Below are 24,374 nucleotides of genomic sequence, written 5' to 3'. Positions count from 1 at the left end.
AGACAGGCATCGATCCAGCCGGCTCATGCGGCCACGGGCGCGGCGAGCGCCTGCAGGCAGGCGTCGAGCGAGCGCGCCTGCGTGTCGTCGTAAAGGGCCAGCTCGTCCAGCACGCGGGCGCCCAGCGCGGCTTCAAATGCCGTCTGGCTGGCGTTCTGCGCGTACTCGGCCTGCGCCTTGTCGCCCAGGTTCGACTGGAAGATGCCGGCCGCGCTGACCGGCAGGAAGTCTTCATACACCAGGGGTTCGTATTGGATGTAACCCGCGTCGATCAAGGCAGACAGCTCGGAGCTCTGCGGCGTGCCGGCCTTGCCCGTCAGGAAGTAGCGGAAGTACGCCAGCCCCTGGTCATGCAACGCCGCGTAGTTGTCGGGAAATGCCGCAAAGCAATCCTGCAGGTTCTGCATGTAGGCCGCCGCATTGCCTTCGTTGGGCGCGCCGCTGATGCGGCTGCGGGCCAGATCCAGCAGCTGGTCGTACAGCGCGCGGCCCTTGCGGGTCAGCGCCACGCCACGCTGCTCGATCTCGCCAAAGCGAGCCGTGTGGCTGCCCACCGCACTGGCGCCGTCGGCGCCCGCAAAACGCACGGGCTCTTCCAGTGCCTTGAAGCTCGTCTGACGCAGCAGGATCGGGCACTTGCGCGGCGGCGGGCCTTCGATGACGGCCTTGGCCGACACGCCGCGCCGCGGCATCTCGGCCTGCGCTTCGTCGATGTCCAGCGTGCGCGGAGTCAGGTGGTTGATGTGCGGACCCTTGAACGCCACCACGTCGGCGATCAGGCGATGCTGGCCGTGCAGCTCGCGGTAGTCGTCCAGGCTGACCGTGGACTCGCTGTGCCAGCGGAAGGTATGCAGCGCCTCGGCGACAAACTCGCGCGCGTCGGCCTCGGTGAGGCCGCCTTCCGCCTCGAAGCGGGCAGTCAGCGCCAGCGCGCGGTCCGTGAAGATCTGGCGCGCCGCCAGGATGCGGGCGGCCTTCTCTCGCAGCGCCACGTCATCGATCAGCTCCAGGCGCAGCAGCGACGTGAAGACGCGGAACGGACTAGCCTGCAGCGCCGCCTCGTGCGTGGCGCGAAAGGCCGTCGAATGCACGGGCACGCCCGCAGGCGACAGATCGTAGTAGCCGACCGGCTGCATGCCCATCACGGCAAACACACGGCGCATGTTCGCCAGTTCCTCAGGCGTGCCGACGCGGATCGCACCGTGGCGTTCGATGTCCAGGCGCTCGATCTCGCCGGTGCGCGCCAGTTGCGCGGCCAGTTCCGGCTGCTCGGACATCGTCCGCGCATTGACCTGCGCCACGAGGTCCAGCAGGGTGTCGTACAGCGGGACTTCCTGCTTGTACATGTCGGACATGGCGCGCGAAAACCAGGCGCGGATCTGATCGGGATTGACGAAGTTCTGACTCATGGCGGGCTCGGCACATCGGTAAACAAGGATGGCCCGCATGAGATCACGCCCGCCGGCGCTCGATCAAATGAAAAAAATCGGCTTAATCAGTCCGTTTTTTCATGGACTGCCCGCGCGTGCCGCCACGCGCCTCCTGCTGGCACGCCTCGTCGCGCACCCATGCGACGAACTGCTTGATTTTGGGCACCTCGGCAGAGTGTTCGGAATACGCCACGAAGTACGCGCCGTCGCTGGGCTGCACGTAACCCCAAGGAATGACCAGCTTGCCGGCTTGCAGCTCTTCCTCGGCCAGCAGACGCGGCGTGAGCGCGATGCCACAGCCGCCCTCGGCCGCCCGCACGCACATGTAGAAGGTATCGAACCGCGGACCGTGATAGCTACTGTCGGACTGAAACTGCTGATGCGAAAAGTAGTCATGCCACGCTTCGGGACGCGACGCGCACTGGATCAGCGTCTGCTGGCTCAGTTCGTCCAGGCTGGCGATCCGGCCGCCGCGCAGGAACCCGGGCGCGCACACCGGCACGACGTCGGCCTCGAAGAGTTCCAGGCACTGCGCGCCGGGCAGCGTGCCGTGGCCAAAGAAGAACGAGATGTCGATCTTGGCCTGCATCAGGTCGAACGGGCGGGTTTCGCTGCGCACCTTGACCTGGATGTCCGGGTGCGCGGCCATGAAACGCTGCAGCCGCGGGATGAGCCAGCGCGAGCCGAAGGTGGGCTGGGTGCCGATCGTCAGCACCTGCGTTTCGCTGCCGTAGGTCAGGATGTACCGCGAGGACATGTCCACCTGGTTCAGGATCGTCCTGACCTCGGATTGGTACAGCGCGCCGGCGGGCGTCAGTTGCAGCCGGCGGCGCACGCGCAGGAACAGCGGATTGCGCAGCAACGCCTCAAGCTGCGCAATCTGTTTGCTGATCGCGCTTTGCGTCATGTGCAGCTCTTCGGCGGCACGCGTGACGCTCATGTGCCGCGCCACCGCCTCGAAACACTGGAGCGCCATCATCGACGGCATCAATCGCTTTTCCATGGTTTCCCCACGCGGATCGCTTCAATATCGCAAGCATAAAAAAAGCCGGCTTGCGCCGGCCTTTCTGATGCAGTCCCTTACTTTGCCGGAGCGGCGGGCGCTTGCGCCGGCTTTTCAGCGGCAGGCGCAGCCGGCGTGGCCGGGGCCGCGGGCACGGAGGCGTCAGGCGTGGCGGGAGCCGGGGTGGCGGGCACCGACGACGCGCCCGGCACGGACGATGCGCCCGGCGTGGCGGGCACCGAGGAGCCCGGGGCCTGCGGGACCGAACGGTCGGCCGGGAAGCTCTGCATCACGCCGGAATCCACGGCGGGACCGCTGGTGCCCTTGTGGCTGAAGTAAGCCAGGCCAGCGGTGGAGGCAAAGAACACGACCGCGGACCACTTGGTGGCGCGCGACAGGAAGTTCGCCGCGCCGGTGGCGCCGAACAGGCTGCCCGACGAGCCGCTACCGAAAGCGGAGCCCATGTCGGCGCCTTTGCCCTGCTGAAGCAGGACCAGGACGATGATAGCCAGCGCCGAGATCACTTGGACGGCCAGCAGAATTTTGAGCATCAGGGGCATTACAGACTCCGGAACGGAAACTTAGATGGCGGCAATTCGCAAAAACTCTTCGGCCACGAGCGACGCGCCGCCGACCAGGGCTCCGTCGATATCAGTCATGGCGAACAAACTGGAGGCGTTGGCGGCCTTGACGCTGCCGCCGTACAACACCTGAACCTGCGCAGCGCCGAGCGCGCGCAGGGCGGCGCGGATGGCGCCATGGACTTCCTGGGCCTGCTCCGGCGAGGCCGTGCGGCCGGTGCCGATGGCCCAGACGGGTTCGTAAGCGAGAACCATGCGCGAGACGGCGTCGGCGCCCAGCGCCAGCACGGGCTTGAGCTGCCGTTCGATCACGGCCAGCGTGTTGCCGGCTTCGCGGTCAGCCAGGGATTCGCCCACGCAGACCACGGGCGTCAGGCCGGCGGCCAGCGCGGCCTGCGCCTTGGCGGCCACGATCTCGTCGGTTTCGCCGTGCAGGACGCGGCGCTCAGAATGGCCGGCCAGCGCCCAGCGGCAGCCGAACTCTTTCAGCATCGAACCGGAGACTTCACCCGTATACGCCCCCTTGTCGTGCGCGCTGACGTCTTGCGCGCCCCAGGACACGCTGCTGCCGGTCAGGGCCGACGCGGCCTGCGCCAGGTAGGGAAACGGAACGCAGATGCCGATTTCGCAGTGGCCCGCCGCATCCGCGGCACGAAGCTCGGTCAGCAACGCGGCGTTCTCGGCGAGATTGCCGTGCATCTTCCAGTTGCCCAGCACGAGGCGGGCGCGATTTTCGACTGAAGTCATGGCGAATTTGTCTGACGATTGGGTCTGAGGTGGGAGGACCTGTTACAGGGGCTTTGTGCAGCAACCGCCCACGGGCCTGCCTGGAAAAAATTCCAGGCGAAACCCGAGATTGTATCCTGTTGCGCGGCGATACGCCGAACGCCGCGCGTTTCTTACATGGTCAGGATGATTTTGCCGATGTTTTCCCCGCCTTCCATCATGGCGTGCGCCTTGGAGGCCTCGGCCAGCGGGAAGGTGGCATGGACGATGGGCTTGATGGCCCCTTTTTCCAACAACGGCCAGGCGTGCTCGCGCAGGGCACGCGCGATGGCGCCCTTGAAGGCCACCGGACGGGGACGCAAGGTCGAGCCGGTGATGGTCAGACGGCGGCGCATGACCTGGGCGGTATCCACATTGGCGTGTGAGCCGCCCAACTGCGCAATGATGACGATGCGGCCGTCATCGGCCAGGCACTGCATGTCGCGGGCGATGTAGTCGCCGGCCACCATGTCCAGGATCACGTCCACGCCGCGTCCGCCGGTGGCGTCCAGGACTTCCTTCACGAAATCCTGCGTCTTGTAGTTGATGCCCTTGTCGGCGCCCAACGCCTCGACGGCGCGTGCGCGATCGTCGCTGCCGACGGTCGCGTACACCTTATGCCCCATCGCACGCGCCAGCTGGATGGCCGTGGTGCCGATGCCGCTGGCGCCGCCGTGAACCAGCAGCGCCTCGCCCTCGGACAGGCGGCCGCGGTCGAACACGTTGCTCCACACCGTGAAATACGTCTCGGGCAGGCCCGCGGCCTCGATGTCAGACAAACCCTTGGGAATCGGCAGGCACTGCGCCACGGGCGCAACGCAGTATTCGGCATAGCCGCCGCCGGCCACCAGGGCGCAGACCTTGTCGCCCAAGGCAAAACCGCTGCCAGCCACGTCGCCGCCGACGATCTCGCCGGCCACTTCCAGGCCCGGCAGATCGGATGCGCCACGCGGCGGGGCATAGTTGCCCTTGCGCTGGAACACGTCGGGGCGGTTGATGCCCGCAGCGGTCACTTTGATGAGAACTTCGCCGGCGCCGGCCTCGGGCGTGGGGCGTTCCACGGGGACGAGAACCTCGGGGCCGCCGGGGCGGGTGATTTCAACAGCGTGCATCGCGTGCCTCCTTTGCAGCAAATGGATTATTATTGCGCCCTTTGCGGCATATCGTGGCTTTGATCGGGCAGAATGTTTGCCTGGCGGCCGCGATACCTGGATGACCTCCCAGGCAAGCCCCCCGGAAGCGTGGCAGAGTGGTCGATTGCACCGGTCTTGAAAACCGGCAACGGGCAACCGTTCGTGAGTTCGAATCTCACCGCTTCCGCCAGAATCAACGGCAACCGTCCCCTTCGGGCGTACCATGGGCGGGAGATTCCCCCTGGAGGTTGCCATGTACAAGCACATACTCATCCCCATCGACGGATCCAGCCTGGCCAATTCCGGTCTGGAGCAGGCGCTTGCGCTTGCCCGCGAGTTGGGCGCCAGCGTCACAGTCCTGACCGTGTACAGCCCTTTCCAGATGCCTTCCATGGAAACCGTGCAGCTCGAAGGCATGCGCGGCGTCTACGAAAACCAGGCGCGCGAACTCGCCAGCTCCTATTTGTCCGAAGCCGCCGGCAAGGCCAGCACCGCGGGGGTGGCCTGCGTCACGGAAATGCGCGAAAGCGAGTCGCCGTACCAGGTAATTGTAGACGTGGCCATGACGCGCAATTGCGACCTGATCGCCATGTCCTCGCACGGCCGCGGCGGCGTGGCCGCGCTGCTGCTGGGCAGCCAGACCCAGAAGGTGCTGGCGCACAGCACGCTTCCGGTTCTGGTGTATCGCTGAGCTACGCGGCCGCGTAGGTCTTGGGAATGCCGGCGGCGGCCACGCCGCTGCGCAATCTTTCCTGCGGCAGTGAATCGGCCAGGAGCGGCCGTGCCGCCAGCAGGTGGGACAGGTCGACGCCGGTTCGAAAGCCCATGCTTTCCAGCATGAACACCAGATCTTCCGTGACGATGTTGCCCGACGCCCCCGGCGCGAACGGGCATCCCCCCAGGCCGCCCAGGCAGGAATCGAAGGCGCGGATGCCTTCGTCCAGCCCCGCCAGCGCGTTGGCCAGACCCAGCCCCATCGTGTCGTGCAGATGCAGCTTGGTCAGCCGTGCTCCCACCGCGTCCTGCGCGGCCCGCACCGCCTCGCGCACCCGCCCGGGGTGGGCATAGCCCACGGTATCGGCCAGGGCGATTTCGTCGGCGCCGGCCCGCGCCACGGCTTGCGCCACGTCGGCCACGCGCCGCACCGGCACCTCTCCTTCCATCGAACAACCGAACGCCGTGGCAACGGCCGCGTCGACGCGCATGGGCCGCGCCTGTGCACGGACCCAGTCGACGATGGCAGCCAGCATGTCGACCTGCGCGTCGGTGCCCTTGCCGACGTTGGCGCGGCTATGCGTGTCGCTGACCGATACCGGAAACGCCAGCACATGCGCGCCCGCCTCATACGCCGCGATCGCGCCCTTCAGGTTGCAGGCCAGCGCGCACACCGTCAGCCCCTCGATCTTCAGGACCTCGGGCAAGATGTCGCCGGTGTCCGCCATCTGCGGCACGAGCCGCGGCGACACGAAGCTGCCCACCTCGATTTCCCGCAGGCCGGCATCGGCCAACTGCCGGATCCACCGCAGCTTGTCGGCGCCCGCCATCATGCCGTTGGCCATCTGCAGTCCGTCGCGCGGCCCCACCTCGCAAAGCCTGACTTCCTGGTTCATATGCATTCCCGTGATCCTATTGCTGAATGACGATGCCGGCGCTCTTGATGGTTTGCCGCGCCTTGCCGATGTCCGACTGGATCAGCGCCGCAAACTGCGCGCTGGACACCGGATCGGTCTCCAATCCCTGCGCCGCCAGCGCGTCCTTCACGTCCTGCCGGGCAAGCAGCTTGTTGAAGTCGGTGTTCAAGCGAGCCACGATGGCGTCGGGCGTCTTGGCCGGGGCAAGCACGCCGTAGTAGGTCACCACGCTGAAATCCTTGTAGCCCAGCTCCGCCACGGTCGGCACGTCGGGCAAGGCGGGATTGCGCTTGGGCGAAGTCACCGCCAGCGCGCGCACCTTGCCGGACTTGATCAGCGTGGCCGCCGAGGAAATCGACGAACCCGCGAACTGCAAATGGCCGCCCATCAGGTCGGCCAACGCCGGGGCGGACCCTTTGTAGGGCACGTGCTGCATCTTGAAGCCGGCTGCGTGCTGCAGCATCTCCATGGCGATGTGCACGCCGCCACCCGTGCCCGACGTGCCATACGAGATCTTGTTGGGTTCCTTCCTGGCCGCCTCGATCACCTCGGGCAGCGTCTTGTAGGGCGATCCCTCGGCCACCAGCAGCACCATCGGCGTGGTGGCCACCAGCGCCACGGGCGTCAGGTCCTTGACCGGGTCGTAGGCCACTTTCATCAGCAGCGGAATCAGCGTGACGTTGTCGGACTGGCCGATCACCAGGTCATAGCCCTGCGCGGGCGACCGCGCGGCCTCCGCCAGGCCCAGCGCGGTGCCAGCGCCGGGCTTGTTCTCGGGCACCACCGCCCAGCCGTTCAGCTCGTGCAGCTTGGTGCTCATCAGGCGGCCGATGTAGTCGGTGCCGCCGCCTGGGGTGGACGGGATGATGATGCGGATGGGCTTGCTGGGATAGTCCTGCGCGTTTGCAGCACATGCCACGGCCAATGCGGCCAGCGCAACGAGTTTGCGGATCATGGTTGTCTCCTCTTTGATGGATGTCTTGGCGGTCTGGCGCCGCCTCGACAGGGATCGGGCGCTACTGCCCGTCGTTCATGCAATCACTCCCGAAGCGCGCAACGCGTCGATGCGGGCCGCATCCAGCCCCAGGCCCTGCAGAATCGCGTGAGTCTGCGCGCCCTGCGTGGGCGGATCGAACCGCTTGCCCGCCTTGCGGCCGTCGAACTCGATGGGCAGCGCGGCAGCCGAGATTTCGCCGCCGTCCGGCAGCCGCGTTTTCAGCAGCGCGCCGCCAGCGTTCAAGTGCGCATCGTCGAGCAGGTCGTGCGGCTGGCGGATCGGGCCATACGACAGGTTGGCCTCTTCCAGCGCGGCGCACAGGTCGTCGGTCTTCCAGGTCTTCAGGATTTCACCGACGCCCGGCACCAGCCACGAACGCGCCGCCTCGCGATCGACGGCGGTGGCCAGGCGCGGGTCCGCGGCCCATTCTGGGGGCAGGAATTTCTGCGCGAAGTTGCGCCATTGCGCATCGCCCACCACCGCGACGAACACGCGGCCATCCGCCGTCTCGAAGACGTCGTACACGCCCCATGGCGGCTTGCGCTCCGCGCCCATGGGTTTGGGCGCCGTGCCCGTCAGCTGAAACTGCGCGATGAACTGCGCAACGAGTAGAAGATTGTTTTCGAAAAGCCCGGACCGGACATGGCGTCCGCGGCCCGTTGCGTGGCGGTCGTGCAGCGCGGCAAGCGCGCCCACCACCCCGAACGTGCCGCCCAGGATGTCGTTGACCGACGCCGCCACCCGTTGCGGCGTGTCCGCGCCGCCGTTGATGTAGGCCAGCCCGCCCATCATCTGCACCACCTCGTCCAGCGCCGTGCGGTGCTTGTAGGGACCGGACAGAAAGCCCTTGAGCGACACATAGATCAGCCCCGGGTTCTCGGCCGACAGCGATTCATAATCCAGGCCGTACTGCGCCAGGCTGCCGTCGCGGAAGTTCTCCACGATCATGTCGGTCTGAAGCGCCAGCTTGCGCACGACCTCCTGCCCCTCGGGCGACTTCAGGTCGATCGCCAGGCTCTGCTTGTTGCGGTTGAAGACGGGAAAGTAGCCGCTGCCGGATCCCTTCAGACGACGCGTGCGGTCGCCATCGATGGGTTCCACCTTGATGACATCGGCGCCCAGGTCCGCCAGCGACAGGCCGGCGGCCGGCCCCATGATCATGTGGGACAGTTCCAGGACCTTGATGCCGCGCAGGGGCAGTTCGGTGCTGTCCATGAAGGGTGAAGCCGGTGCTGCTGTCATCTCGGGATCCTCTTGCCAGCCTGTTCGATGGAAGCGCGGCGGCAGCCAGGGACACTCGCCCGCCGCCGCCCGCCTGCGTGCATGATCGCGGGCGGGCGCCCAGGGCGGGTAGCGGTCTTTCAGCACGGGGGCATTCTCGTTTGGGAACGTCCGGGTTACCCCTGAGACGCCCGTCAGCTGCCCAGCACGCCCAGATGCGCCAGCAGCGCGCGGGCGGCCGGCGACAAGGCATCCGGATCCCGCACCGCAATGCATAGCGGCGTGCTGGACCAGGGCCCCTCCAGCGGAATGAAGCGGATGTCCAGGTGCGCCAGCCGCGCCTTAAGGTAATGCGGCACCACGGCCACGCCCATGCCGCGCGCCACGAGCAGGCAGATGGTCTCGTGCGAACTGACCCGCGCGCTGATGCGGCGCGTCATGCCCGCTTCGCGCGCGGCCTGGTCGAACACGCTGCTGATGCCGTTGTCCCGGTTCAGCTCGATCAATTCGAACGGAAGCAATTGCGCATACCCCAGCGTCTCGCGGTCGGCCAGCAGGTGCCGGCCGGGCACTACCGCCGCCAGTTCGCAATGACCAAAGGGAAATACCTGCAGACCGTCGTGGCCGAAGTCCGATCCCGCGGCCACGTCTGCCTGCCCTTCCAGCACCGCACGAAAGGCCGTCTGCGTGGTGTCCTCTTCCAACGAGATGTCGATCTGCGGGTTCGCGCGGCGAAAAGACTGGATCTGCGCCGGCAGGTCACCCGACAGGGCCGCGAAACTGACCGCCAGCCGGATATGCCCGCGCACCCCGGTCGCGAATCCCGCCATGTCGCGGTGCATGCGGTCCATATCCTCCAGCACGCGGCGCACGTGCGCGGCCAGCGCATCGCCCGCCGGCGTCGGCTGCACGCCCTTTACGCCGCGCTCAAGCAGCGGCACGCCAAACGCGTCCTCCATCTCCGACATGCGCTTGCTGACTGCGGACGGCACGATGTTTTCACGGGCGGCGGCGCGCGCCAGGCTGCCCTCTTCCAAGGCCGCCAGGAACAGGCGCAGGGAAACGGGGTCGATATCGCGGGATGGCGGGGCGGGCGGGCTGGGTTTCATGGCGCAAAGTGTCGTCCGGAGTCCGGGCCCGCAGGGATCGGGGTTTACCCGCGCGCGGCCGCGGCAACAATTCGCCGCCGCGCGCGCGGCCATGCGGTCTAGATGGTATAGTCTCGCCCGCTGCCGGCCCCACGCGGACCGCGCATCGCCCGAGTGGTGAAATTGGTAGACACAAGGGACTTGAACAAATTTGAGCCCTTTGGAGGAAACTCCAAAGGTGTAGCCCGTCAAACTCGGTGAAGGCCCTGGACCCCGTCCGCGCTAATGCCGAGCCAAGCCCCGGTGGTCAACCGGGGAAGGTGTAGAGAGCAGACGGCGGGCACCTAAGGCCAACAAGGCTATGGTGAAGGCGTGCTCCAGACCACGAACAGCAAGCCTGTGCTGGCGGCGAAAGCCGAAGTGGTAAGAAAATCCCTCGGCCTCGCGGCCGTACCGGTTCGATTCCGGTCTCGGGCACCACCCCCTCGCATCACCCCCGCACTGGACAAACCGCGCACCGGCGCGGCAAGCTTGGACATCGAGACGCGCTCCCAGCGCGCCGCCCGATAGACCGGGAGCCGTCCATGTGTTCGCACTATCAGACGCTGAAAGACGCCGAACTGCTACTGCAGAAGTTCGGCGTGCGCCGCAAACCCGCCGCCATCGGCAAGTACGACATGTGGCCTCGTTACGAAGGGCTGTTCGTGCGCCGCCCGCCCGAGCACGACGCGGGCGACGATGCCGTCCCGGAACGCGAGGCCGTCACCGGCCGCTGGGGCTTGATCAGCGCCATGACCCGCACGGGCGGCCTGGACCGCGCCAGCAAGCTGTCCACCTTCAACGCCCGCGCCGAGACGGCCGCCGCGTCCTACACCTTCGGCAACGCCTGGCGCCGCGCGCAACGCTGCATCATTCCCGCCGACGCCATCTTGGAACCCGACTGGACCTCCGGCAAGGCCGTGGCTACCCGCTTCACCCGCGCCGACGGCAAGCCCATGGGCATCGCAGGACTGTGGGACCGGTATCGCGATGCGGCGGGACAATGGCACGAGAGCTACACCATGCTCACCATCAACGCCGACCTCGATCCCCTGTTCAGCCGCTACCACCAGCCCGGCACGGAAAAGCGCATGGTGGTGATCTTGCCCGAAGGCGCATACGGCGACTGGCTGACCGCCGCAACGGAGCGAAGCCGCGAAATGCTGGTCCCGTTTCCGGCGGAACAGCTGACGGCCACGCCGCTGGGTTGAGCGCGTATGTATTGCCCCGCCCGGCAACGCGTCCAAAAAAACACTATCCTTCTGCCTCGCCTTCCATTTTTCCGCCCGCCCGGGCGTCCGCGGCGCGCAGCGTGTGCGCGTTTTCCGGACCCGCGGCCGAATCGATCTTGAGCCTGCCCCCTCCTTCTCCCCCGTTTATCGTTCTGGACGCCTGCGTCCTCATGTCTGGCATCCTGCGCCGGCTGTTGCTGCGGCTGGCCGAGGCCGGTGTGTTTCAGCCCGTGTGGACCGAGCGCATTGGCGAGGAATGGCGCCGCAACGCCTGCCGGATCTGGGAGATTCCGCCCGAGGTGATGGCCGATTTCTGGGCGGACATGAACGCGCGGTTTCCGGCGGCCCTGGAATCCGACACGCAGGTCTATGAGGCGTCGCTGCGCTATAGCGACCCCAAGGATTTCCATGTGATCGCGGCCGGGCTGGCGCGGCGCGCGCGCTGCGGGCTGCCGCAGACGCCGACCGTCCAGGTGCTGACGTGGAATCTGAAGGACTTCAACCGTTCCGAGCTGCGCCGCCAGGGCCTGGACGTCTACAACCCGGACCGGATGCTGGTGCAGTGGTGGCATGCGGGGTCCGAAAACATGCAGGATGCGATCGCGCAGATTCCGGCGGACTATGTCGCGCTGGGCCGTGACCCGGAGCCGTTGACGGCAACCCTGCATCGGGAACGCCTTTACGGCCTGAAGAACCTGGTGGCCAGGCAATAAAAAAAAGGGTCTGGCCGGCTTGCGCCGAACCAGACCCGGAGCCAACCGGATCCAAAAAAGTCAGTCGACCTCGACGAAGGCTTCTTCGCGCTTCTTGCGCAGCGCGGGCAATGCCACCAGCACCAGCAGGATCGCGGCAAGCGCGAGCAGCGTGGCCGACAGCGGGCGCGTGACAAAGGTGGAGAACTCGCCGCGCGACAGGAGCAGCGCCCGGCGGAAGTTTTCTTCCATCATGGGCCCCAGCACCAGGCCAAGCAGCAGCGGCGCGCCTTCACACCCCAGCTTGCTCCAGACGTAGCCGATGATGCCGAAGATGGCGAACATGAAGATGTCGAAGGCGTTGTAGTTCAGTGAATACACCCCGATCGTGCAGAAGACCAGGATCGCGGGGAACAGCATGCGATACGGCACGCGCAGCAGCTTGACCCAGATGCCGATCAGCGGCAGGTTCAGCACCACGAGCATCAGGTTGCCGATCCACATCGAGGCGATCAGCCCCCAGAACAGCTCCGGGTGACTGGACATGACCTGCGGACCGGGCTGGATGTTGTGGATGGTCATCGCGCCGACCATCAGCGCCATCACCGCGTTGCCCGGGATGCCCAGGGTCAGCAGCGGGATGAACGAGGTCTGCGCGCCGGCGTTGTTGGCCGATTCGGGACCGGCCAGACCGGCCGGGTGGCCCTTGCCGAAGCGCTGCGGCTCTTTCGAGAGCTTCTTTTCCAGCGTGTAGGACGCGAACGCCGACAGCACCGAACCGCCGCCCGGCAGGATGCCCAGGGCCGAGCCCAGCGCCGTGCCGCGCACGATTGCCGGCGCGGCCTCGCGGAATTCCTGGCGGCTGGGATACAGCGATCCCACCTTGTCGGTGATCTCGACCCGGTTTTCCTTCAGTTCCAGGTTGCTCATGATTTCCGACAGGCCGAACACGCCCATGGCCACGATCGCGAAGTCGATGCCGTCCTGCAGTTCAGGGATGCTGAAGTCGTAGCGCGCAACGCCCGAGTTCACGTCGGTGCCGACCATGCCCAGCAGCAACCCGAGCAGGATCATGCAGATGGCCTTTGGCAGCGAGCCCGACGCCAACACCACGGCGCCGATCAGGCCCAGGGCCATCAGCGAGAAGTACTCGGCTGGCCCGAACGCAAAGGCCACTTCGGCCAGCGGCGGCGCAAAGGCGGCGATCAGCACGGTGGCGACGCTGCCCGCAAAGAACGAGCCGATGGCCGCCAGCGATAGCGCGGCCCCAGCCCGCCCGTTTCGGGCCATCTGGTGCCCGTCCAGCACGGTCACCACCGCCGAGGTCTCGCCGGGCAAGTTCACCAGAATGGCCGTGGTCGAGCCGCCATACTGCGTGCCGTAGTAGATGCCGGCCAGCATGATGAGGCCCGCGGTGGGCGGCAGCACGTAGGTGATGGGCAGCAGCATGGCGATGGTCGGCACGGGTCCGAGTCCCGGCAGCACCCCCACCAGCGTGCCCAGCAGGCAGCCGATGAATGCGTAGGTCAGGTTTTCGGGGGTGAATGCCACCGAAAAGCCCAGCATCAGGTTTTGAAGCAGTTCCATGTCCGGTCCCTCAGTTGGTCAGCACGCTGGGCCACAGCGGAAAGATGAGACCCAGCCCGCGAATGAACGCGAGGTAGGAGAACGCCACGAGGAACAGGCCGTTGGCGACGGCGACCTTCCAGTTGAATTCGTGGCTGGCAACGCTGCTGATCAGGACGAGCAGGAATACCGAGAGATACAGCCCGAGATAGCGCAGGGAAAAGCCGTACAGGAACACGGACCCGACGACGAGAAAGAGGATGCGAAAGTCATAGCGGCCGATGGTCGTGGTTTCGGCGCGGGGGGACAAGGCGCTCATCAGCACCGTCGCGCCCATCAGCGCCAGCACGATGCCGAGCCAGAACGGAAAGTAGCCGGGGCCCATGCGCGCCGCGGTTCCCATGGAATACGTGGTCGCCTGCAAGGCGAAGCCTCCTCCCACCACGATAAACATCACGCCAGACCAGAAATCCTGTCTGTTTCTTATCAATCTGCTTTCTCCCTAATTCGTCGCAGCCAGCAAAAGACAGCCTCAAATGCGAACGTTTCTCTTTCGACGAAGCCGCTTCAGAAGGCGGCAACGACATGAACGCGGGATGGTAAATCGTGGAACGACACAATCCATATCGGTATCAACCATGACTTTCTGGGGGATATCCCTAGAACATGGAATGGACGCCGGGCGGTCGAGGGCCAGCAAGAAAATGGCGATGCAATCCCGGAATATCACCTGAAAAGACTGTTTTTCGCGGAAGTTAGCTTGACGCCAAAAAGTTCCATGAAAAATTCAACGCCCGCCATCGTGAAATATGCGGATGCATTTTTTTGGGGTCAGAGGCGTGCAAGTGGGCCAATTCAGTCATGCCGGGGCCGCAAACGATCGGGCCGTTCGGCCGGTCGATCCGTTAGCCTCGCCCATGAAAAATCGCTCCCGCCAAAAACTCGGCGGGAGCGACAGCTTTCTGACAGGAACTTGAAAGCAATGGCGGCGTGACGACGCCGCGCGGCGGATCAGTGGTCGTGGTTGCTGGCGGCGAATCCCGCCGCGTTCAGGACGTCGATCACTTCCTGGATATGCTCGGGACCACGCGTCTGGAGGACAAAATCCACCTCGACATTGCGCACCGGCAGCGACGTGAACGCGCGCTGGTGATGCACTTCCGTGATGTTGGCTTGCGCGTCGGCAATGAGCTTGGTGGCGTGGGCCAGCGCGCCCGGCAGGTCGCGCAGGTCGACGCGGATGCGCGCCAGGCGTCCGGCGCGGACCATGCCGCGCTCGATCAATTCGCCCAGCATCAGCGGATCGATATTGCCGCCGGTGAGCACCAGCCCGATGCGTTTGCCCTTGTAGCGGTCGCTGCCCTCTTCCTGCGCGCGCAGCAAGGCGGCCAGGCCGGCGGCGCCGGCGCCTTCGACGACGGTCTTTTCAATTTCCAGCAGCACGACGATGGCATGCTCGATGTCCGCCTCGCTGACCAGTTCGATCCGGTCGACCAGCCGGCGCACGACGGGCAGCGTCAGATCGCCGGGCGATTTGACGGCGATGCCCTCGGCAATGGTGTACTGCCCCGGCGGCATGGTGGCGCCCTGGACGGCCGCGTACATGGCCGGAAAGCGCTCGGTCTGCACGCCCACGATCTCGATGGCGGGGTTCACGGCCTTGGCGGCCGTGGAAATCCCGGAGATCAGCCCGCCGCCGCCGATGGCGATGACCAGGGTATCGAGCTGGGGCTGGTCTTCCAGCATTTCCAGCGCGACGGTGCCCTGCCCGGCCATGACGGCTTCGTCGTCATAGGGGTGGATCATTATCAGGCCGCGCTCCTGGGCAAGTTCGTAGCCGCGCGCCTTGGCGTCATCGAAGGTGTCGCCCGCCAGGACGACTTCGGCGCCGAAGCGCCGCGTATTGGCGACCTTCACAGTCGGGGTGAACCGCGGCATCACGATCACCGCCGGCACACCCATGCGCTGCGCATGGTAGGCCACGCCCTGAGCGTGATTGCCCGCCGAGACCGCGATCACGCCCTTGGCGCGCTCGGCGTCTGAAAGCGTGAGCATGCGGTTCAGCGCGCCGCGCTCCTTGAACGACGCGGTGAACTGCAGATTCTCGAACTTCAGCCAGATCTCGGCGCCGAAGATGTCGGACAGCGTGCGGGACAGGGTGAACGGGGTCTTGAGCACCTGCCCGCGCAGGTTCTCGCGGGCGGCCTGGATGGATGCGATATCGATCACGATGGAAATCCTGTTAACGCACAGGCAGGAAGTTGAAGAGCAACAGGCCCTGAGCGTAGTTGATGCCGATGCGCCGGGAGTTTTCGCCGAGCAGGTTGGCGATCAGGTCCAGCCGGCCGATGATGGCGCCGAACTCGCGCTCGAAGCTGAGATTCGTGGCGTTCGGGGAAATCTCATTGGCCAACAGCAGCAGTTCGCCCTGGTTGTTGCGGCGCGTGGCCAGCAGCCAGGCCGCGGCCTCGACGTTCCGAGCGGCATTGTAGACCCGCTGGCCATCCAGGGCGTCGGTGGCGTACAGGCGCGTCTTGCCGTTGTGCGCGGCGATGATGGTGTCGGCCAGGCCGTAGATGAAGGCGCCGACCCGGTCGCCCGGATAGTTGGGATCCAGCGCAACCGCCAGGATCTGGATGTCGCGCAGACCGGCCAGGTCGGAAGGGGGCACGCGCACTTCGATGGAATGCTTGACGCGGTTGACCGCCGTGGCCAGGTCCGGCACGCCGGTTTTGCGCCACTCTCGGGGATTGCGGCGATACAGCTTGTCGAGCAGCGAATACAGGCTGGTCAGGTTGTCTCGCACCTCCAGCGTGACGGTGCGGTTGAAGTCCGTCTGCGCGAACTGGTCGGCCGTCATGTCCTCGCCCTTGGGGCCGCGCTGACCCGGCCCGGGGGGAGTCATGCAGCCCGTCAACAGCGCAGCCAGCAGCGCCGTGGTGACTGCGGTTATCGGCCACGCCGTCATGCCTTGCTCATCCGTCTGCCCCCTTAGATCAAGCGTGAAGCGCGCCGCATCGGGGCGGCGCGTCTCTCGCGCAAGACTTTACAGGAAGGCGGGCGAACTGGGGAGCCGCGGGCCGCCCCGCATGGCTGCCACGACGCAGGCAAAAAAAACGGCGCCTGCGGCGCCGTCTTTCAATCAGGAGGCTGCAGGCTTATTCAGCTTGCGGTTCCGATTGGGGAGCGGCTTCGGGAGCGGCAGCGGCTTGCTGCTGCTCGATGCCGCCGATCGCCTTGATGGACAGGCGCAGACGGCCCTTGTCGTCGGCCTCGATGACCTTGACGCGGACTTGCTGGCCGACCTTCAGCACATCGTTGATGTTCGCGATGCGGTAGTTGGCGATTTCGGAGATGTGCAGCAGGCCGTCGCGGCCCGGCAGCACTTGCACGATGGCGCCGAAGTCCAGCAGACGCAGAACCGAGCCTTCGTAGATCTGGCCCACTTCGACGTCGGCGGTCAGCTCGACGATGCGGCGCTGGGCTTCCTTGGCCTGCGCTTCGTCGACGCTGGCGATCACGATCGTGCCGTCGTCGGAGATGTCGATCTGCGTGCCGGTTTCTTCGGTCAGCGCGCGGATGGTGGCGCCGCCCTTGCCGATCACGTCACGGATCTTCTCGGGGTTGATCTTGATGGTCAGCATGCGCGGCGCGAAAGCCGACAGCTCGCCGCGCGAACCGTCCAGGGCTTCCTTCATCTTGCCGAGGATGTGCAGACGGCCTTCGCGGGCCTGGTCCAGCGCAACCTGCATGATTTCCTTGGTGATGCCCTGGATCTTGATGTCCATCTGCAGTGCGGTGACGCCGTTTTCGGTGCCCGCAACCTTGAAGTCCATGTCGCCCAGGTGATCTTCGTCGCCCAGGATGTCCGTCAGCACGGCGAACTTGCCGCCGTCCAGGATCAGGCCCATGGCCACGCCGGCCACGTGATCCTTGATGGGCACGCCAGCGTCCATCATGGCGAGCGAGCCGCCGCAGACCGAGGCCATCGACGAGGAGCCGTTGGATTCGGTGATTTCCGACACGAGGCGGATCGTGTACTGGAAGTCTTCGGGGGCGGGCAGCACCGGAACCAGCGAACGCTTGGCGAGGCGGCCGTGGCCGATTTCGCGGCGCTTGGGCACACCGATGCGGCCGGTTTCGCCGGTGGCGAACGGAGGCATGTTGTAGTGCATCATGAAGCGGTCACGGTACTCGCCCATGAGCGCGTCGATGATCTGCTCGTCTTGCTTGGTGCCCAGCGTGGCCACGACCAGCGCCTGGGTTTCGCCACGGGTGAACAGCGCGCTGCCGTGCGCGCGGGGCAGCACGCCCAGACGCACGCTGATCGGACGCACGGTGCGGGTGTCGCGGCCGTCGATACGCGGTTCGCCGTTCAGGATCTGGCCGCGGACGATGGCCGATTCCAGCGAGAACATGATGTTGTCGACCGTAACGGCGTCGGGAGCCGATTCGCCCTTTTCGGCGGCGGCGGCGGCCAGCTTGGCCGACACTTCGGCCGACACTTCACGCAGCTTGGCCGTGCGGGCCTGCTTTTCGCGGATCTGGTAGGCGGCGTTAAGGCCTTCCTGGGCGGCGGCGGTAACCGCGGCGATCAGGGCCTCGTCCTTGGCGGGAGCCTGCCAATCCCAATCGGGCTTGCCGGCGTCCTTCACGAGGTCGTGAATGGCGTTGATGACGGTCTGCATTTGCTGGTGGCCATAGACCACGCCGCCCAACATGATTTCTTCGGAAAGCTGGTCAGCTTCCGATTCGACCATCAGCACGGCGTTTTCCGTGCCGGCGACAACCAGGTTCAGCTTGGAGGACTTCAGTTCCGATGCGGTCGGATTGATGGTGTATTGACCATCGATGTAACCCACGCGCGCGGCGCCGATCGGGCCATTGAACGGGATGCCCGAGATGGCCAGCGCGGCCGAGGCGCCGATCATGGCGGCGATGTCGGGATCGATTTCAGGATTGACCGACAGCGTGTGCAGGACCACCTGGACTTCGTTGTAGAAGTCTTCGGGGAACAGCGGACGCAGCGGACGGTCGATCAGGCGCGACGTCAGCGTTTCCTTTTCGGAGGGCTTGCCTTCGCGCTTGAAGAACCCGCCCGGGATGCGGCCGGCGGCGTAGGTCTTTTCGATGTAGTCGACGGTCAGCGGGAAGAACGTCTGACCCGGCTTGGCCTTCTTGGCAGCCACGACGGTGGCCAGGACGACGGTGTCCTCGATCGACACCACAACGGCGCCGGAGGCCTGGCGAGCGATCTCGCCAGTTTCCAGGACGACCGTGTGCTGGCCGTACTGGAACGATTTAGTCACTTTGTTGAACATGACGATTATTCCTTACAAATGAAAAACCGTGGCCGCTGCGACATGCGTCGCACCGACCACGGTTGCGTCATGGGGAGCCAGCCCCGTCGATCACTTGCGCAGACCGAGTTTTTCGATCAGTGCGCGGTACGAATCGGGATTGCGGCCCTTGAGATAGTCGAGCAGCTTGCGGCGACGGCTGACCATACGCAGCAGACCGCGGCGCGAGTGATGATCCTTCATGTGTTCTTTGAAGTGACCGGTCAGCTCGTTGATACGGGCGGTGAGCAGAGCCACCTGAACTTCGGGGGAGCCGGTATCGCCCTGAGCGCGTTGGAATTGCGCAACGATATCGGATTTCTTGATGTCAGCTACAGACATTGATGACCTCTTCGGACATGCGACAGGGCCGAGGCGCCCTGACGTGGTTTGGAAAAAATTTGCGCGAGCCAGGCTTGAATTCGCTTTCTCACTGCTGCCATTGGCGGGATCGGGCAGGACCGGCAAATAAGGCGTGACGCCGTGTTGCGGGCACTGCGACAAGCCACCAGCGGCTGGCGCAAAGGATCTTGCAGAATCAATACATTTGATAAAGCTCGGCGATTATAGCTGATTCGCTAGAATTACCCCAGCAAGGAGACTGGACCCGGCCAATGGCCGGTCGAGGCGGCAACGCCCACCCCACAGGAGAAGGACATGATCAGCCCATACCGAATGGTCCGCTTGACCGCCGCATCGATCGCGCTGGCCGGTCTGGCCGCCTGCGCCAACATGACCGAGGTGCCGCCCGGCACCCCGCTGTCGCAAGTCCAGGCGCAATTTGGCGCGCCCAACTTCGAATGTCCCCAGGCCAACGGCGGCCGGCGCGTGATCTGGACGCAGCAGCCGATGGGCCAGTATGCGTGGGGCGCCAACGTCGGTCCCGATGAACGGGTCGACCGGGTGATGCCGCTGTTGACCGACGCGCATTTCAAGGTGCTGGAGACGGGAGATTGGGGGCCGGATCGCGTGCGCTGCGAATTCGGACCTCCCGCCCGCATCGACCAGGCCGGGCTGGGCGAAAAGCGCGAAGTCGTCTGGTCGTACCGCTACAAGGAAAACGGCGTGTGGAATTCGCTGATGTACGTCTACATGAGCCGCGACGGCAGCAAGGTGACGCACTTTCATCCCGGGCCGGACCCCATGTACGACGACGACCGGTTCAACTGGTGGTAGATGGCCCGCCCGGGCTTCCCGCGCCCCGGACCTGAAGGCCCGCCAGAATGAAAAAACCCGCCGAGTTCGAATCGGCGGGTTTCTTTTTGGGCGCCCTCAGGAGGAATGGCCCCGGCGCTCCTGTTGCAGGCGGCGCACCTTGTTCCAGCGCCAGACCCAGGTGACCCAGCCCGACAGGCCGTACAGCACGAACAGGCCAAACAGCACCACCGGAGGATCGCTGGACACGAACACGAACACCGCGACGACGAGCAGGATGCCCCAGAATGGCACGCTGCGGCCCAGGGCGAAGCTCTTGCCGCTGAAGAACGGCGCGTTCGACACCATGGTGATGCCGGCGTACATGGTCAGCGTGAACGCCACCCAGGCCATCAGGCTGTCATGGATGGGCAGCTTGTTGTCCACGGCCAGCCACACGAAACCGGCCACCAGTGCGGCCGCGGCCGGACTGGGCAGGCCCTGGAAGAAGCGTTTGTCGACCACGGCGATGTTGGTGTTGAAGCGCGCCAGACGCAGCGCCGCGCCCGACACATACACAAAGGCTGCCAGCCAGCCCCATCGTCCAAGGTCGTTCAGGATCCATTCGTACATGACCAGCGCCGGCGCCACGCCAAACGACGTCATGTCGGACAGCGAGTCGTATTGCTCGCCGAATGCGGACTGGGTGTTGGTCAGACGGGCCACCCGGCCGTCCATGCCGTCCAGCACCATGGCGACAAAAATGGCGATGGCGGCGACTTCGAAGCGGTCGTTCATGGCCTGCACAACGGCATAGAACCCGGCAAACAAAGCGGCGGTGGTGAACGCGTTGGGGAGCAGGTAAATGCTCCGGTGGCGGTTCTCGGAATCGCGCATGGAAAAATTGGGCATGGTCTCAATAACTTACGACGGACTTTGAAAGGTTAACCTATCTGGCCCTGCTTGCGGGCTACAGCAAGGATCGTGCCCGGCCCAATTGGCGCCAGGGGCCGTAAATAAGCAGAAAAAGGCCAAAAAAAGCGGCATGCCCTTGCGAGGCATGCCGCTTCGATCCTGACCGGCGGGGCCTGAAAGCCCCGCCTGCCCGGGGATCAGTTCTTGGACTTGTCCACCAGCTTGTTGGCGGCGATCCAGGGCATCATGGCGCGCAGCTTGCCGCCCACTTGCTCGATCTGCGATTCCGCGTTGATGCGGCGGCGCGAAGTCAGCGTCGGGGCGCCGGCGGCGTTTTCCAGGATGAACTTCTTGGCGTATTCGCCGGTCTGGATGTCCGTCAGGCACTGGCGCATGGCCTTGCGAGTTTCGTCCGTGACGATCTTCGGACCCGTTTCGTATTCGCCGAATTCGGCGTTGTTCGAAATCGAGTAGTTCATGTTGGCGATACCGCCTTCATAGATCAGGTCGACGATCAGCTTGAGCTCGTGCAGGCACTCGAAGTAGGCCATTTCGGGCGCGTAGCCGGCTTCCACCAGCGTGTCGAAACCGGCCTTGATCAGTTCGACGGTACCGCCGCACAGCACGGCCTGTTCGCCGAACAGGTCGGTTTCGGTTTCTTCGCGGAAGTTGGTTTCGATGATGCCGGCACGGCCGCCGCCGTTGGCGCTGGCGTACGACAGGGCCACGTCACGCGCGGCGCCCGACTTGTCCTGGTACACGGCCACCAGGTGGGGCACGCCGCCACCTTGCTTGTACGTGTTGCGCACCGTGTGGCCGGGGGCCTTCGGGGCGATCATGATGACGTCGATGTCTTCGCGCGGCACGACCTGGCCGTAGTGCACGTTGAAACCGTGGGCAAACGCCAGGGCGGCGCCCGCCTTGATGTTGGCGTGGACTTCGTTGTTGTAGACCGAAGCGATGTTCTCGTCGGGCAGCAGCATCATGACGATGTCGGCCGACTTGACGGCGTCCGCGACTTCCTTGACTTCCAGGCCGGCGTTGGCGGCCTTGTTCCACGAGGCGCCGCCCTTGCGCAGGCCGACGATGACCTTCACGCCCGACTCATGCAGGTTCAGCGCGTGCGCGTGGCCTTGCGAGCCGTAACCGATGATGGCGACGGTCTTGCCTTTGATGAGGGACAGATCGCAGTCTTTGTCGTAGAAAACTTTCATGTTGTGCTCCAGATTCCAGTATTTGGATATTCGTTTGATTCAGATGTAGGGTGAGGCAGGCCTGGAAGGCCGGTCAAATCTTCAAAATCCGTTCACCGCGTCCGATGCCGGACACGCCGGTGCGCACGGTTTCAAGGATGGCACTGCGGTCCAGGGCCTCGAGGAAGGCCTGTACTTTTTCCTGCACCCCGGTCAGTTCGATGGTGTAGGACTTATCGGTGACGTCGATGATGCGGCCGCGGAAGATGTCCGCCATGCGCTTCATTTCCTCGCGTTCCTTGCCGACGGCGCGCACCTTCACGAGCATCAGCTCGCGCTCGATGTGGGCGCCTTCGGTCAGGTCCACCACCTTCACGACATCGACCAGGCGGTTCAAATGCTTGGTGATCTGTTCGATGACCTCGTCCGAACCGGTCGTGACGATGGTCATGCGCGACAGCGTGGAATCCTCGGTGGGCGCCACGGTCAGGGTTTCGATGTTGTAGCCCCGCGCGGAAAACAGGCCCACCACGCGCGACAGCGCGCCGGGTTCGTTTTCGAGGAGGACGGAAATCACGTGCTTCATTGCGGGGCCTCCTTACAGGTCTTCAGAGCCGAGCAGCATTTCGGTCAGCCCGCGGCCGGCCTTGACCATCGGCCACACGTTTTCGGTGCGGTCGGTGATGAAGTCCAGGAAGACCAGGCGCTCCTTGTGCTTGCCAAACGCCTCGCGCAGGGCCGGTTCGACGTCGGCCGGGCGTTCGATGCGCAGGCCCACGTGGCCATAGGCCTCGGCAACCTTGACGAAATCGGGCAGCGAATCCATGTACGACTCGGAATAGCGCGAGCCGTAGTCGATCTGCTGCCACTGGCGCACCATGCCCAGAAAACGATTGTTCAGGCAGACGATCTTGGGCGTCAGGCGGTACTGGTGGCAGGTCGACAGTTCCTGGATGTTCATCTGGATCGAGGCTTCGCCGGTGATGACGGCGACGTCCTTGCCCGGATTGGCCATCTGCACGCCCATGGCGTACGGCAGGCCCACACCCATGGTGCCCAGGCCGCCGGAGTTGATCCAGCGGCGCGGCTTGTCGAACTTGTAGTACTGCGCGGCCCACATCTGGTGCTGGCCGACGTCCGAGGTGACGAAAGCGTCGCCGCCCGTCACTTCCCAGAGCTTTTCCACCACGTACTGCGGCTTGATGACTTCGGTCGAGTTGGCGAACTTCAGGCATTCCTTGCCGCGCCACGTCTCGACCTGGTCCCACCACTTGGCGAGCGAGGCCGGCTTGTGCTCGGCGGCGGCGATCTCGAACTGCGCGCTGAGGTCGGCCAGAACGTCCTTGACGTTGCCCACGATCGGGACATCCACGCGCACGCGCTTGGAGATCGACGAGGGATCGATGTCGATATGGATGATCTTGCGGGCGTTCTGCGCGAAGTGCTTGGGATTGCCGATCACGCGGTCATCGAAGCGGGCGCCGATGGCAAGCAGCACGTCGCAGTGCTGCATGGCCATGTTGGCCTCGTACGTGCCGTGCATGCCGGGCATGCCCACGAACTGGCCGCTGCTGGCCGGGAAGCCGCCCAGACCCATGAGGGTGCTGGTGCAGGGCGCGCCCAGCTGCGTCACGAGCTTGTTGAGCTCGGGCGCGGCATTCGAGAGGATGACGCCGCCGCCCGTGTAGATCATGGGGCGTTCGGCGGCCAGCAGCATCTGCACGGCCTTCTTGATCTGTCCCTGGTGGCCCTTGTTGACGGGCGCGTAGGAACGCATCGAGATCTCGCCCTTGGGCGGCACGTACTTGCACTGCGCGACGGTGATGTCCTTGGGGATATCCACCAGCACCGGGCCCGGACGGCCCGTGCGCGCAATGTAGAACGCGCGGCGCATGGTTTCGGCCAGGTCCTTGACGTCACGCACCAGGAAGTTGTGCTTGACGCAGGGACGCGTGATGCCGACGGTGTCGCATTCCTGGAAGGCGTCTTCGCCAATAGCCGCAGTGGGCACCTGCCCGCTGATGATGACCATCGGGATGGAGTCCATGTAGGCGGTGGCAATGCCGGTGACGGCATTGGTCACGCCCGGACCGCTGGTCACGATGCAGACGCCGACCTTTTGCGACGAGCGCGAATAGGCATCGGCCGCGTGCACGGCAGCTTGCTCGTGACGAACCAGGATATGCTGGAATTTGTCTTGCTTGAAGATTGCGTCGTAGATATAGAGCACCGCGCCGCCAGGGTAGCCGAAAACGTGTTCCACGCCTTCATCGGCCAGGCAGCGCACGACGATGTCGGCGCCATTCATTTCCATGTTGTAGTTCCTTTCAGTACCGGCCCTGCAACCCTGACTGCTGCGCGCCCGGATACGGCGGCAACTGAACCCATACCGGTTACGACAACATGATCCGGCGC

The 24,374-nt window shown here is 65.1% G+C and carries 23 protein-coding genes and 1 tRNA gene; 5 read left to right on the top strand and 19 right to left on the bottom strand.

The genetic code is table 11. The features are described 5' to 3' along the window. Nucleotides 1-23: 23 nt before the first annotated feature. From hglS to HV786_RS02850, 5 genes are all read right to left on the bottom strand, one after another. Entirely contained in the window at nucleotides 24-1,409 is a 1,386-nt protein-coding gene (gene hglS, locus HV786_RS02870; RefSeq protein ID WP_128829224.1) for a 2-oxoadipate dioxygenase/decarboxylase HglS, read from the bottom strand. Nucleotides 1,410-1,491: 82 nt separating this feature from the next. Beyond that, nucleotides 1,492-2,433 (bottom strand): LysR substrate-binding domain-containing protein, encoded by a 942-nt coding sequence (locus HV786_RS02865; RefSeq protein ID WP_128829225.1) that lies wholly within the window; start codon nucleotides 2,431-2,433, stop codon nucleotides 1,492-1,494. 77 nt (nucleotides 2,434-2,510) lie between these two features. Beyond that, nucleotides 2,511-2,993: a preprotein translocase subunit SecG gene (secG, locus tag HV786_RS02860; RefSeq protein WP_108006533.1), complete on the bottom strand. Its 483-nt coding sequence runs from the start codon at nucleotides 2,991-2,993 to the stop codon at nucleotides 2,511-2,513. A 21-nt stretch (nucleotides 2,994-3,014) separates the two neighbouring features. Beyond that, a complete protein-coding gene (gene tpiA, locus HV786_RS02855) occupies nucleotides 3,015-3,761 on the bottom strand; it encodes a triose-phosphate isomerase (protein WP_056321524.1) in 747 nt (248 codons plus the stop codon). A 152-nt stretch (nucleotides 3,762-3,913) separates the two neighbouring features. Next, nucleotides 3,914-4,891, bottom strand: coding sequence for an NAD(P)H-quinone oxidoreductase (locus HV786_RS02850; RefSeq protein ID WP_128827608.1), 978 nt, complete (start codon nucleotides 4,889-4,891; stop codon nucleotides 3,914-3,916). A 123-nt stretch (nucleotides 4,892-5,014) separates the two neighbouring features. Here HV786_RS02850 and HV786_RS02845 point away from each other — a divergent pair. Together HV786_RS02845 and HV786_RS02840 are read left to right on the top strand one after the other, a co-directional pair. After that, nucleotides 5,015-5,102: transfer RNA gene (locus HV786_RS02845), tRNA-Ser, on the top strand. 63 nt (nucleotides 5,103-5,165) lie between these two features. After that, on the top strand, nucleotides 5,166-5,603 hold the full coding sequence (locus HV786_RS02840) for a universal stress protein (protein ID WP_128827607.1): 438 nt from the start codon (nucleotides 5,166-5,168) through the stop codon (nucleotides 5,601-5,603). Between the two features lies 1 nt (nucleotide 5,604). Here the strand turns inward: HV786_RS02840 and HV786_RS02835 are convergent, their stop codons facing one another. The 4 genes from HV786_RS02835 to HV786_RS02820 form a co-directional block, all read right to left on the bottom strand. Beyond that, the gene (locus HV786_RS02835) at nucleotides 5,605-6,522 is read right to left on the bottom strand and encodes a hydroxymethylglutaryl-CoA lyase (protein ID WP_128827606.1); all 918 of its coding nucleotides are present in this window, start codon (nucleotides 6,520-6,522) and stop codon (nucleotides 5,605-5,607) included. A gap of 16 nt (nucleotides 6,523-6,538) precedes the next feature. Continuing rightward, nucleotides 6,539-7,498, bottom strand: coding sequence for a Bug family tripartite tricarboxylate transporter substrate binding protein (locus HV786_RS02830; RefSeq protein ID WP_062840444.1), 960 nt, complete (start codon nucleotides 7,496-7,498; stop codon nucleotides 6,539-6,541). Nucleotides 7,499-7,573: 75 nt separating this feature from the next. Beyond that, on the bottom strand, nucleotides 7,574-8,782 hold the full coding sequence (locus HV786_RS02825; protein WP_128827605.1) for a CaiB/BaiF CoA transferase family protein: 1,209 nt from the start codon (nucleotides 8,780-8,782) through the stop codon (nucleotides 7,574-7,576). A gap of 173 nt (nucleotides 8,783-8,955) precedes the next feature. Continuing rightward, the gene (locus tag HV786_RS02820) at nucleotides 8,956-9,870 is read right to left on the bottom strand and encodes a LysR family transcriptional regulator (RefSeq protein ID WP_128827604.1); all 915 of its coding nucleotides are present in this window, start codon (nucleotides 9,868-9,870) and stop codon (nucleotides 8,956-8,958) included. 563 nt (nucleotides 9,871-10,433) lie between these two features. Between HV786_RS02820 and HV786_RS02815 the strand changes: the two genes are divergently transcribed. Together HV786_RS02815 and HV786_RS02810 are read left to right on the top strand one after the other, a co-directional pair. Next, on the top strand, nucleotides 10,434-11,099 hold the full coding sequence (locus tag HV786_RS02815; protein WP_128827603.1) for an SOS response-associated peptidase: 666 nt from the start codon (nucleotides 10,434-10,436) through the stop codon (nucleotides 11,097-11,099). A 191-nt stretch (nucleotides 11,100-11,290) separates the two neighbouring features. Continuing rightward, complete coding sequence (locus HV786_RS02810) at nucleotides 11,291-11,833, top strand: PIN domain-containing protein (RefSeq protein ID WP_252870132.1); 543 nt, start codon at nucleotides 11,291-11,293, stop codon at nucleotides 11,831-11,833. 60 nt (nucleotides 11,834-11,893) lie between these two features. Here HV786_RS02810 and HV786_RS02805 read toward each other — a convergent pair whose 3' ends face one another. The 6 genes from HV786_RS02805 to rpsO form a co-directional block, all read right to left on the bottom strand. Next, complete coding sequence (locus tag HV786_RS02805) at nucleotides 11,894-13,399, bottom strand: tripartite tricarboxylate transporter permease (protein WP_056568544.1); 1,506 nt, start codon at nucleotides 13,397-13,399, stop codon at nucleotides 11,894-11,896. Nucleotides 13,400-13,409: 10 nt separating this feature from the next. Beyond that, nucleotides 13,410-13,832 carry a tripartite tricarboxylate transporter TctB family protein gene (locus HV786_RS02800; protein WP_056321452.1) on the bottom strand — a complete coding sequence of 141 codons (423 nt, stop codon included), beginning with the start codon at nucleotides 13,830-13,832 and terminating at the stop codon, nucleotides 13,410-13,412. A gap of 557 nt (nucleotides 13,833-14,389) precedes the next feature. Then, the gene (locus HV786_RS02795) at nucleotides 14,390-15,607 is read right to left on the bottom strand and encodes a threonine ammonia-lyase (protein ID WP_175209938.1); all 1,218 of its coding nucleotides are present in this window, start codon (nucleotides 15,605-15,607) and stop codon (nucleotides 14,390-14,392) included. 13 nt (nucleotides 15,608-15,620) lie between these two features. Continuing rightward, the gene (locus HV786_RS02790) at nucleotides 15,621-16,346 is read right to left on the bottom strand and encodes a hypothetical protein (protein ID WP_128827601.1); all 726 of its coding nucleotides are present in this window, start codon (nucleotides 16,344-16,346) and stop codon (nucleotides 15,621-15,623) included. 190 nt (nucleotides 16,347-16,536) lie between these two features. Further along, nucleotides 16,537-18,699 (bottom strand): polyribonucleotide nucleotidyltransferase, encoded by a 2,163-nt coding sequence (gene pnp, locus HV786_RS02785; protein ID WP_062840426.1) that lies wholly within the window; start codon nucleotides 18,697-18,699, stop codon nucleotides 16,537-16,539. Between the two features lie 90 nt (nucleotides 18,700-18,789). Next, on the bottom strand, nucleotides 18,790-19,059 hold the full coding sequence (rpsO, locus tag HV786_RS02780) for a 30S ribosomal protein S15 (RefSeq protein ID WP_006223612.1): 270 nt from the start codon (nucleotides 19,057-19,059) through the stop codon (nucleotides 18,790-18,792). Between the two features lie 315 nt (nucleotides 19,060-19,374). Here rpsO and HV786_RS02775 point away from each other — a divergent pair, with 315 nt between their 5' ends. Then, nucleotides 19,375-19,893 (top strand): hypothetical protein, encoded by a 519-nt coding sequence (locus HV786_RS02775; RefSeq protein ID WP_128827600.1) that lies wholly within the window; start codon nucleotides 19,375-19,377, stop codon nucleotides 19,891-19,893. Between the two features lie 96 nt (nucleotides 19,894-19,989). Here the strand turns inward: HV786_RS02775 and pssA are convergent, their stop codons facing one another. From pssA to HV786_RS02755, 4 genes are all read right to left on the bottom strand, one after another. Continuing rightward, entirely contained in the window at nucleotides 19,990-20,763 is a 774-nt protein-coding gene (gene pssA, locus HV786_RS02770) for a CDP-diacylglycerol--serine O-phosphatidyltransferase (RefSeq protein WP_056321436.1), read from the bottom strand. Nucleotides 20,764-20,963: 200 nt separating this feature from the next. Then, the gene (ilvC, locus tag HV786_RS02765) at nucleotides 20,964-21,980 is read right to left on the bottom strand and encodes a ketol-acid reductoisomerase (RefSeq protein ID WP_062840423.1); all 1,017 of its coding nucleotides are present in this window, start codon (nucleotides 21,978-21,980) and stop codon (nucleotides 20,964-20,966) included. A gap of 73 nt (nucleotides 21,981-22,053) precedes the next feature. After that, nucleotides 22,054-22,545, bottom strand: coding sequence for an acetolactate synthase small subunit (gene ilvN / locus HV786_RS02760; protein WP_006223608.1), 492 nt, complete (start codon nucleotides 22,543-22,545; stop codon nucleotides 22,054-22,056). Nucleotides 22,546-22,557: 12 nt separating this feature from the next. Continuing rightward, nucleotides 22,558-24,327: an acetolactate synthase 3 catalytic subunit gene (locus HV786_RS02755; protein ID WP_223576600.1), complete on the bottom strand. Its 1,770-nt coding sequence runs from the start codon at nucleotides 24,325-24,327 to the stop codon at nucleotides 22,558-22,560. Nucleotides 24,328-24,374: the final 47 nt, after the last annotated feature.

Origin of the sequence: Achromobacter mucicolens (assembly GCF_902859725.1) — a bacterium.
GTDB lineage: Bacteria > Pseudomonadota > Gammaproteobacteria > Burkholderiales > Burkholderiaceae_B > Achromobacter > Achromobacter mucicolens.
The sequence above is the reverse complement of the archived record's forward strand: the minus strand, read 5'-3'. Positions and strand labels throughout refer to the sequence as shown.

Bases quoted from the DNA above. Each gene is read 5' to 3' on its own strand.
- HV786_RS02825 (WP_128827605.1), bottom strand. From the start codon at position 8,782: ATGACAGCAGCACCGGCTTCACCCTTCATGGACAGCACCGAACTGCCC.
- HV786_RS02815 (WP_128827603.1), top strand. From the start codon at position 10,434: ATGTGTTCGCACTATCAGACGCTGAAAGACGCCGAACTGCTACTGCAG.
- ilvC (WP_062840423.1), bottom strand. From the start codon at position 21,980: ATGAAAGTTTTCTACGACAAAGACTGCGATCTGTCCCTCATCAAAGGC.
- HV786_RS02850 (WP_128827608.1), bottom strand. From the start codon at position 4,891: ATGCACGCTGTTGAAATCACCCGCCCCGGCGGCCCCGAGGTTCTCGTC.
- rpsO (WP_006223612.1), bottom strand. From the start codon at position 19,059: ATGTCTGTAGCTGACATCAAGAAATCCGATATCGTTGCGCAATTCCAA.
- hglS (WP_128829224.1), bottom strand. From the start codon at position 1,409: ATGAGTCAGAACTTCGTCAATCCCGATCAGATCCGCGCCTGGTTTTCG.
- pnp (WP_062840426.1), bottom strand. From the start codon at position 18,699: ATGTTCAACAAAGTGACTAAATCGTTCCAGTACGGCCAGCACACGGTC.
- tpiA (WP_056321524.1), bottom strand. From the start codon at position 3,761: ATGACTTCAGTCGAAAATCGCGCCCGCCTCGTGCTGGGCAACTGGAAG.
- HV786_RS02805 (WP_056568544.1), bottom strand. From the start codon at position 13,399: ATGGAACTGCTTCAAAACCTGATGCTGGGCTTTTCGGTGGCATTCACC.
- pssA (WP_056321436.1), bottom strand. From the start codon at position 20,763: ATGCCCAATTTTTCCATGCGCGATTCCGAGAACCGCCACCGGAGCATT.
- HV786_RS02840 (WP_128827607.1), top strand. From the start codon at position 5,166: ATGTACAAGCACATACTCATCCCCATCGACGGATCCAGCCTGGCCAAT.
- ilvN (WP_006223608.1), bottom strand. From the start codon at position 22,545: ATGAAGCACGTGATTTCCGTCCTCCTCGAAAACGAACCCGGCGCGCTG.
- HV786_RS02865 (WP_128829225.1), bottom strand. From the start codon at position 2,433: ATGGAAAAGCGATTGATGCCGTCGATGATGGCGCTCCAGTGTTTCGAG.
- HV786_RS02820 (WP_128827604.1), bottom strand. From the start codon at position 9,870: ATGAAACCCAGCCCGCCCGCCCCGCCATCCCGCGATATCGACCCCGTT.
- HV786_RS02800 (WP_056321452.1), bottom strand. From the start codon at position 13,832: ATGTTTATCGTGGTGGGAGGAGGCTTCGCCTTGCAGGCGACCACGTAT.
- HV786_RS02835 (WP_128827606.1), bottom strand. From the start codon at position 6,522: ATGAACCAGGAAGTCAGGCTTTGCGAGGTGGGGCCGCGCGACGGACTG.
- HV786_RS02810 (WP_252870132.1), top strand. From the start codon at position 11,291: ATGTCTGGCATCCTGCGCCGGCTGTTGCTGCGGCTGGCCGAGGCCGGT.
- HV786_RS02775 (WP_128827600.1), top strand. From the start codon at position 19,375: ATGATCAGCCCATACCGAATGGTCCGCTTGACCGCCGCATCGATCGCG.
- secG (WP_108006533.1), bottom strand. From the start codon at position 2,993: ATGCCCCTGATGCTCAAAATTCTGCTGGCCGTCCAAGTGATCTCGGCG.
- HV786_RS02790 (WP_128827601.1), bottom strand. From the start codon at position 16,346: ATGACGGCGTGGCCGATAACCGCAGTCACCACGGCGCTGCTGGCTGCG.
- HV786_RS02830 (WP_062840444.1), bottom strand. From the start codon at position 7,498: ATGATCCGCAAACTCGTTGCGCTGGCCGCATTGGCCGTGGCATGTGCT.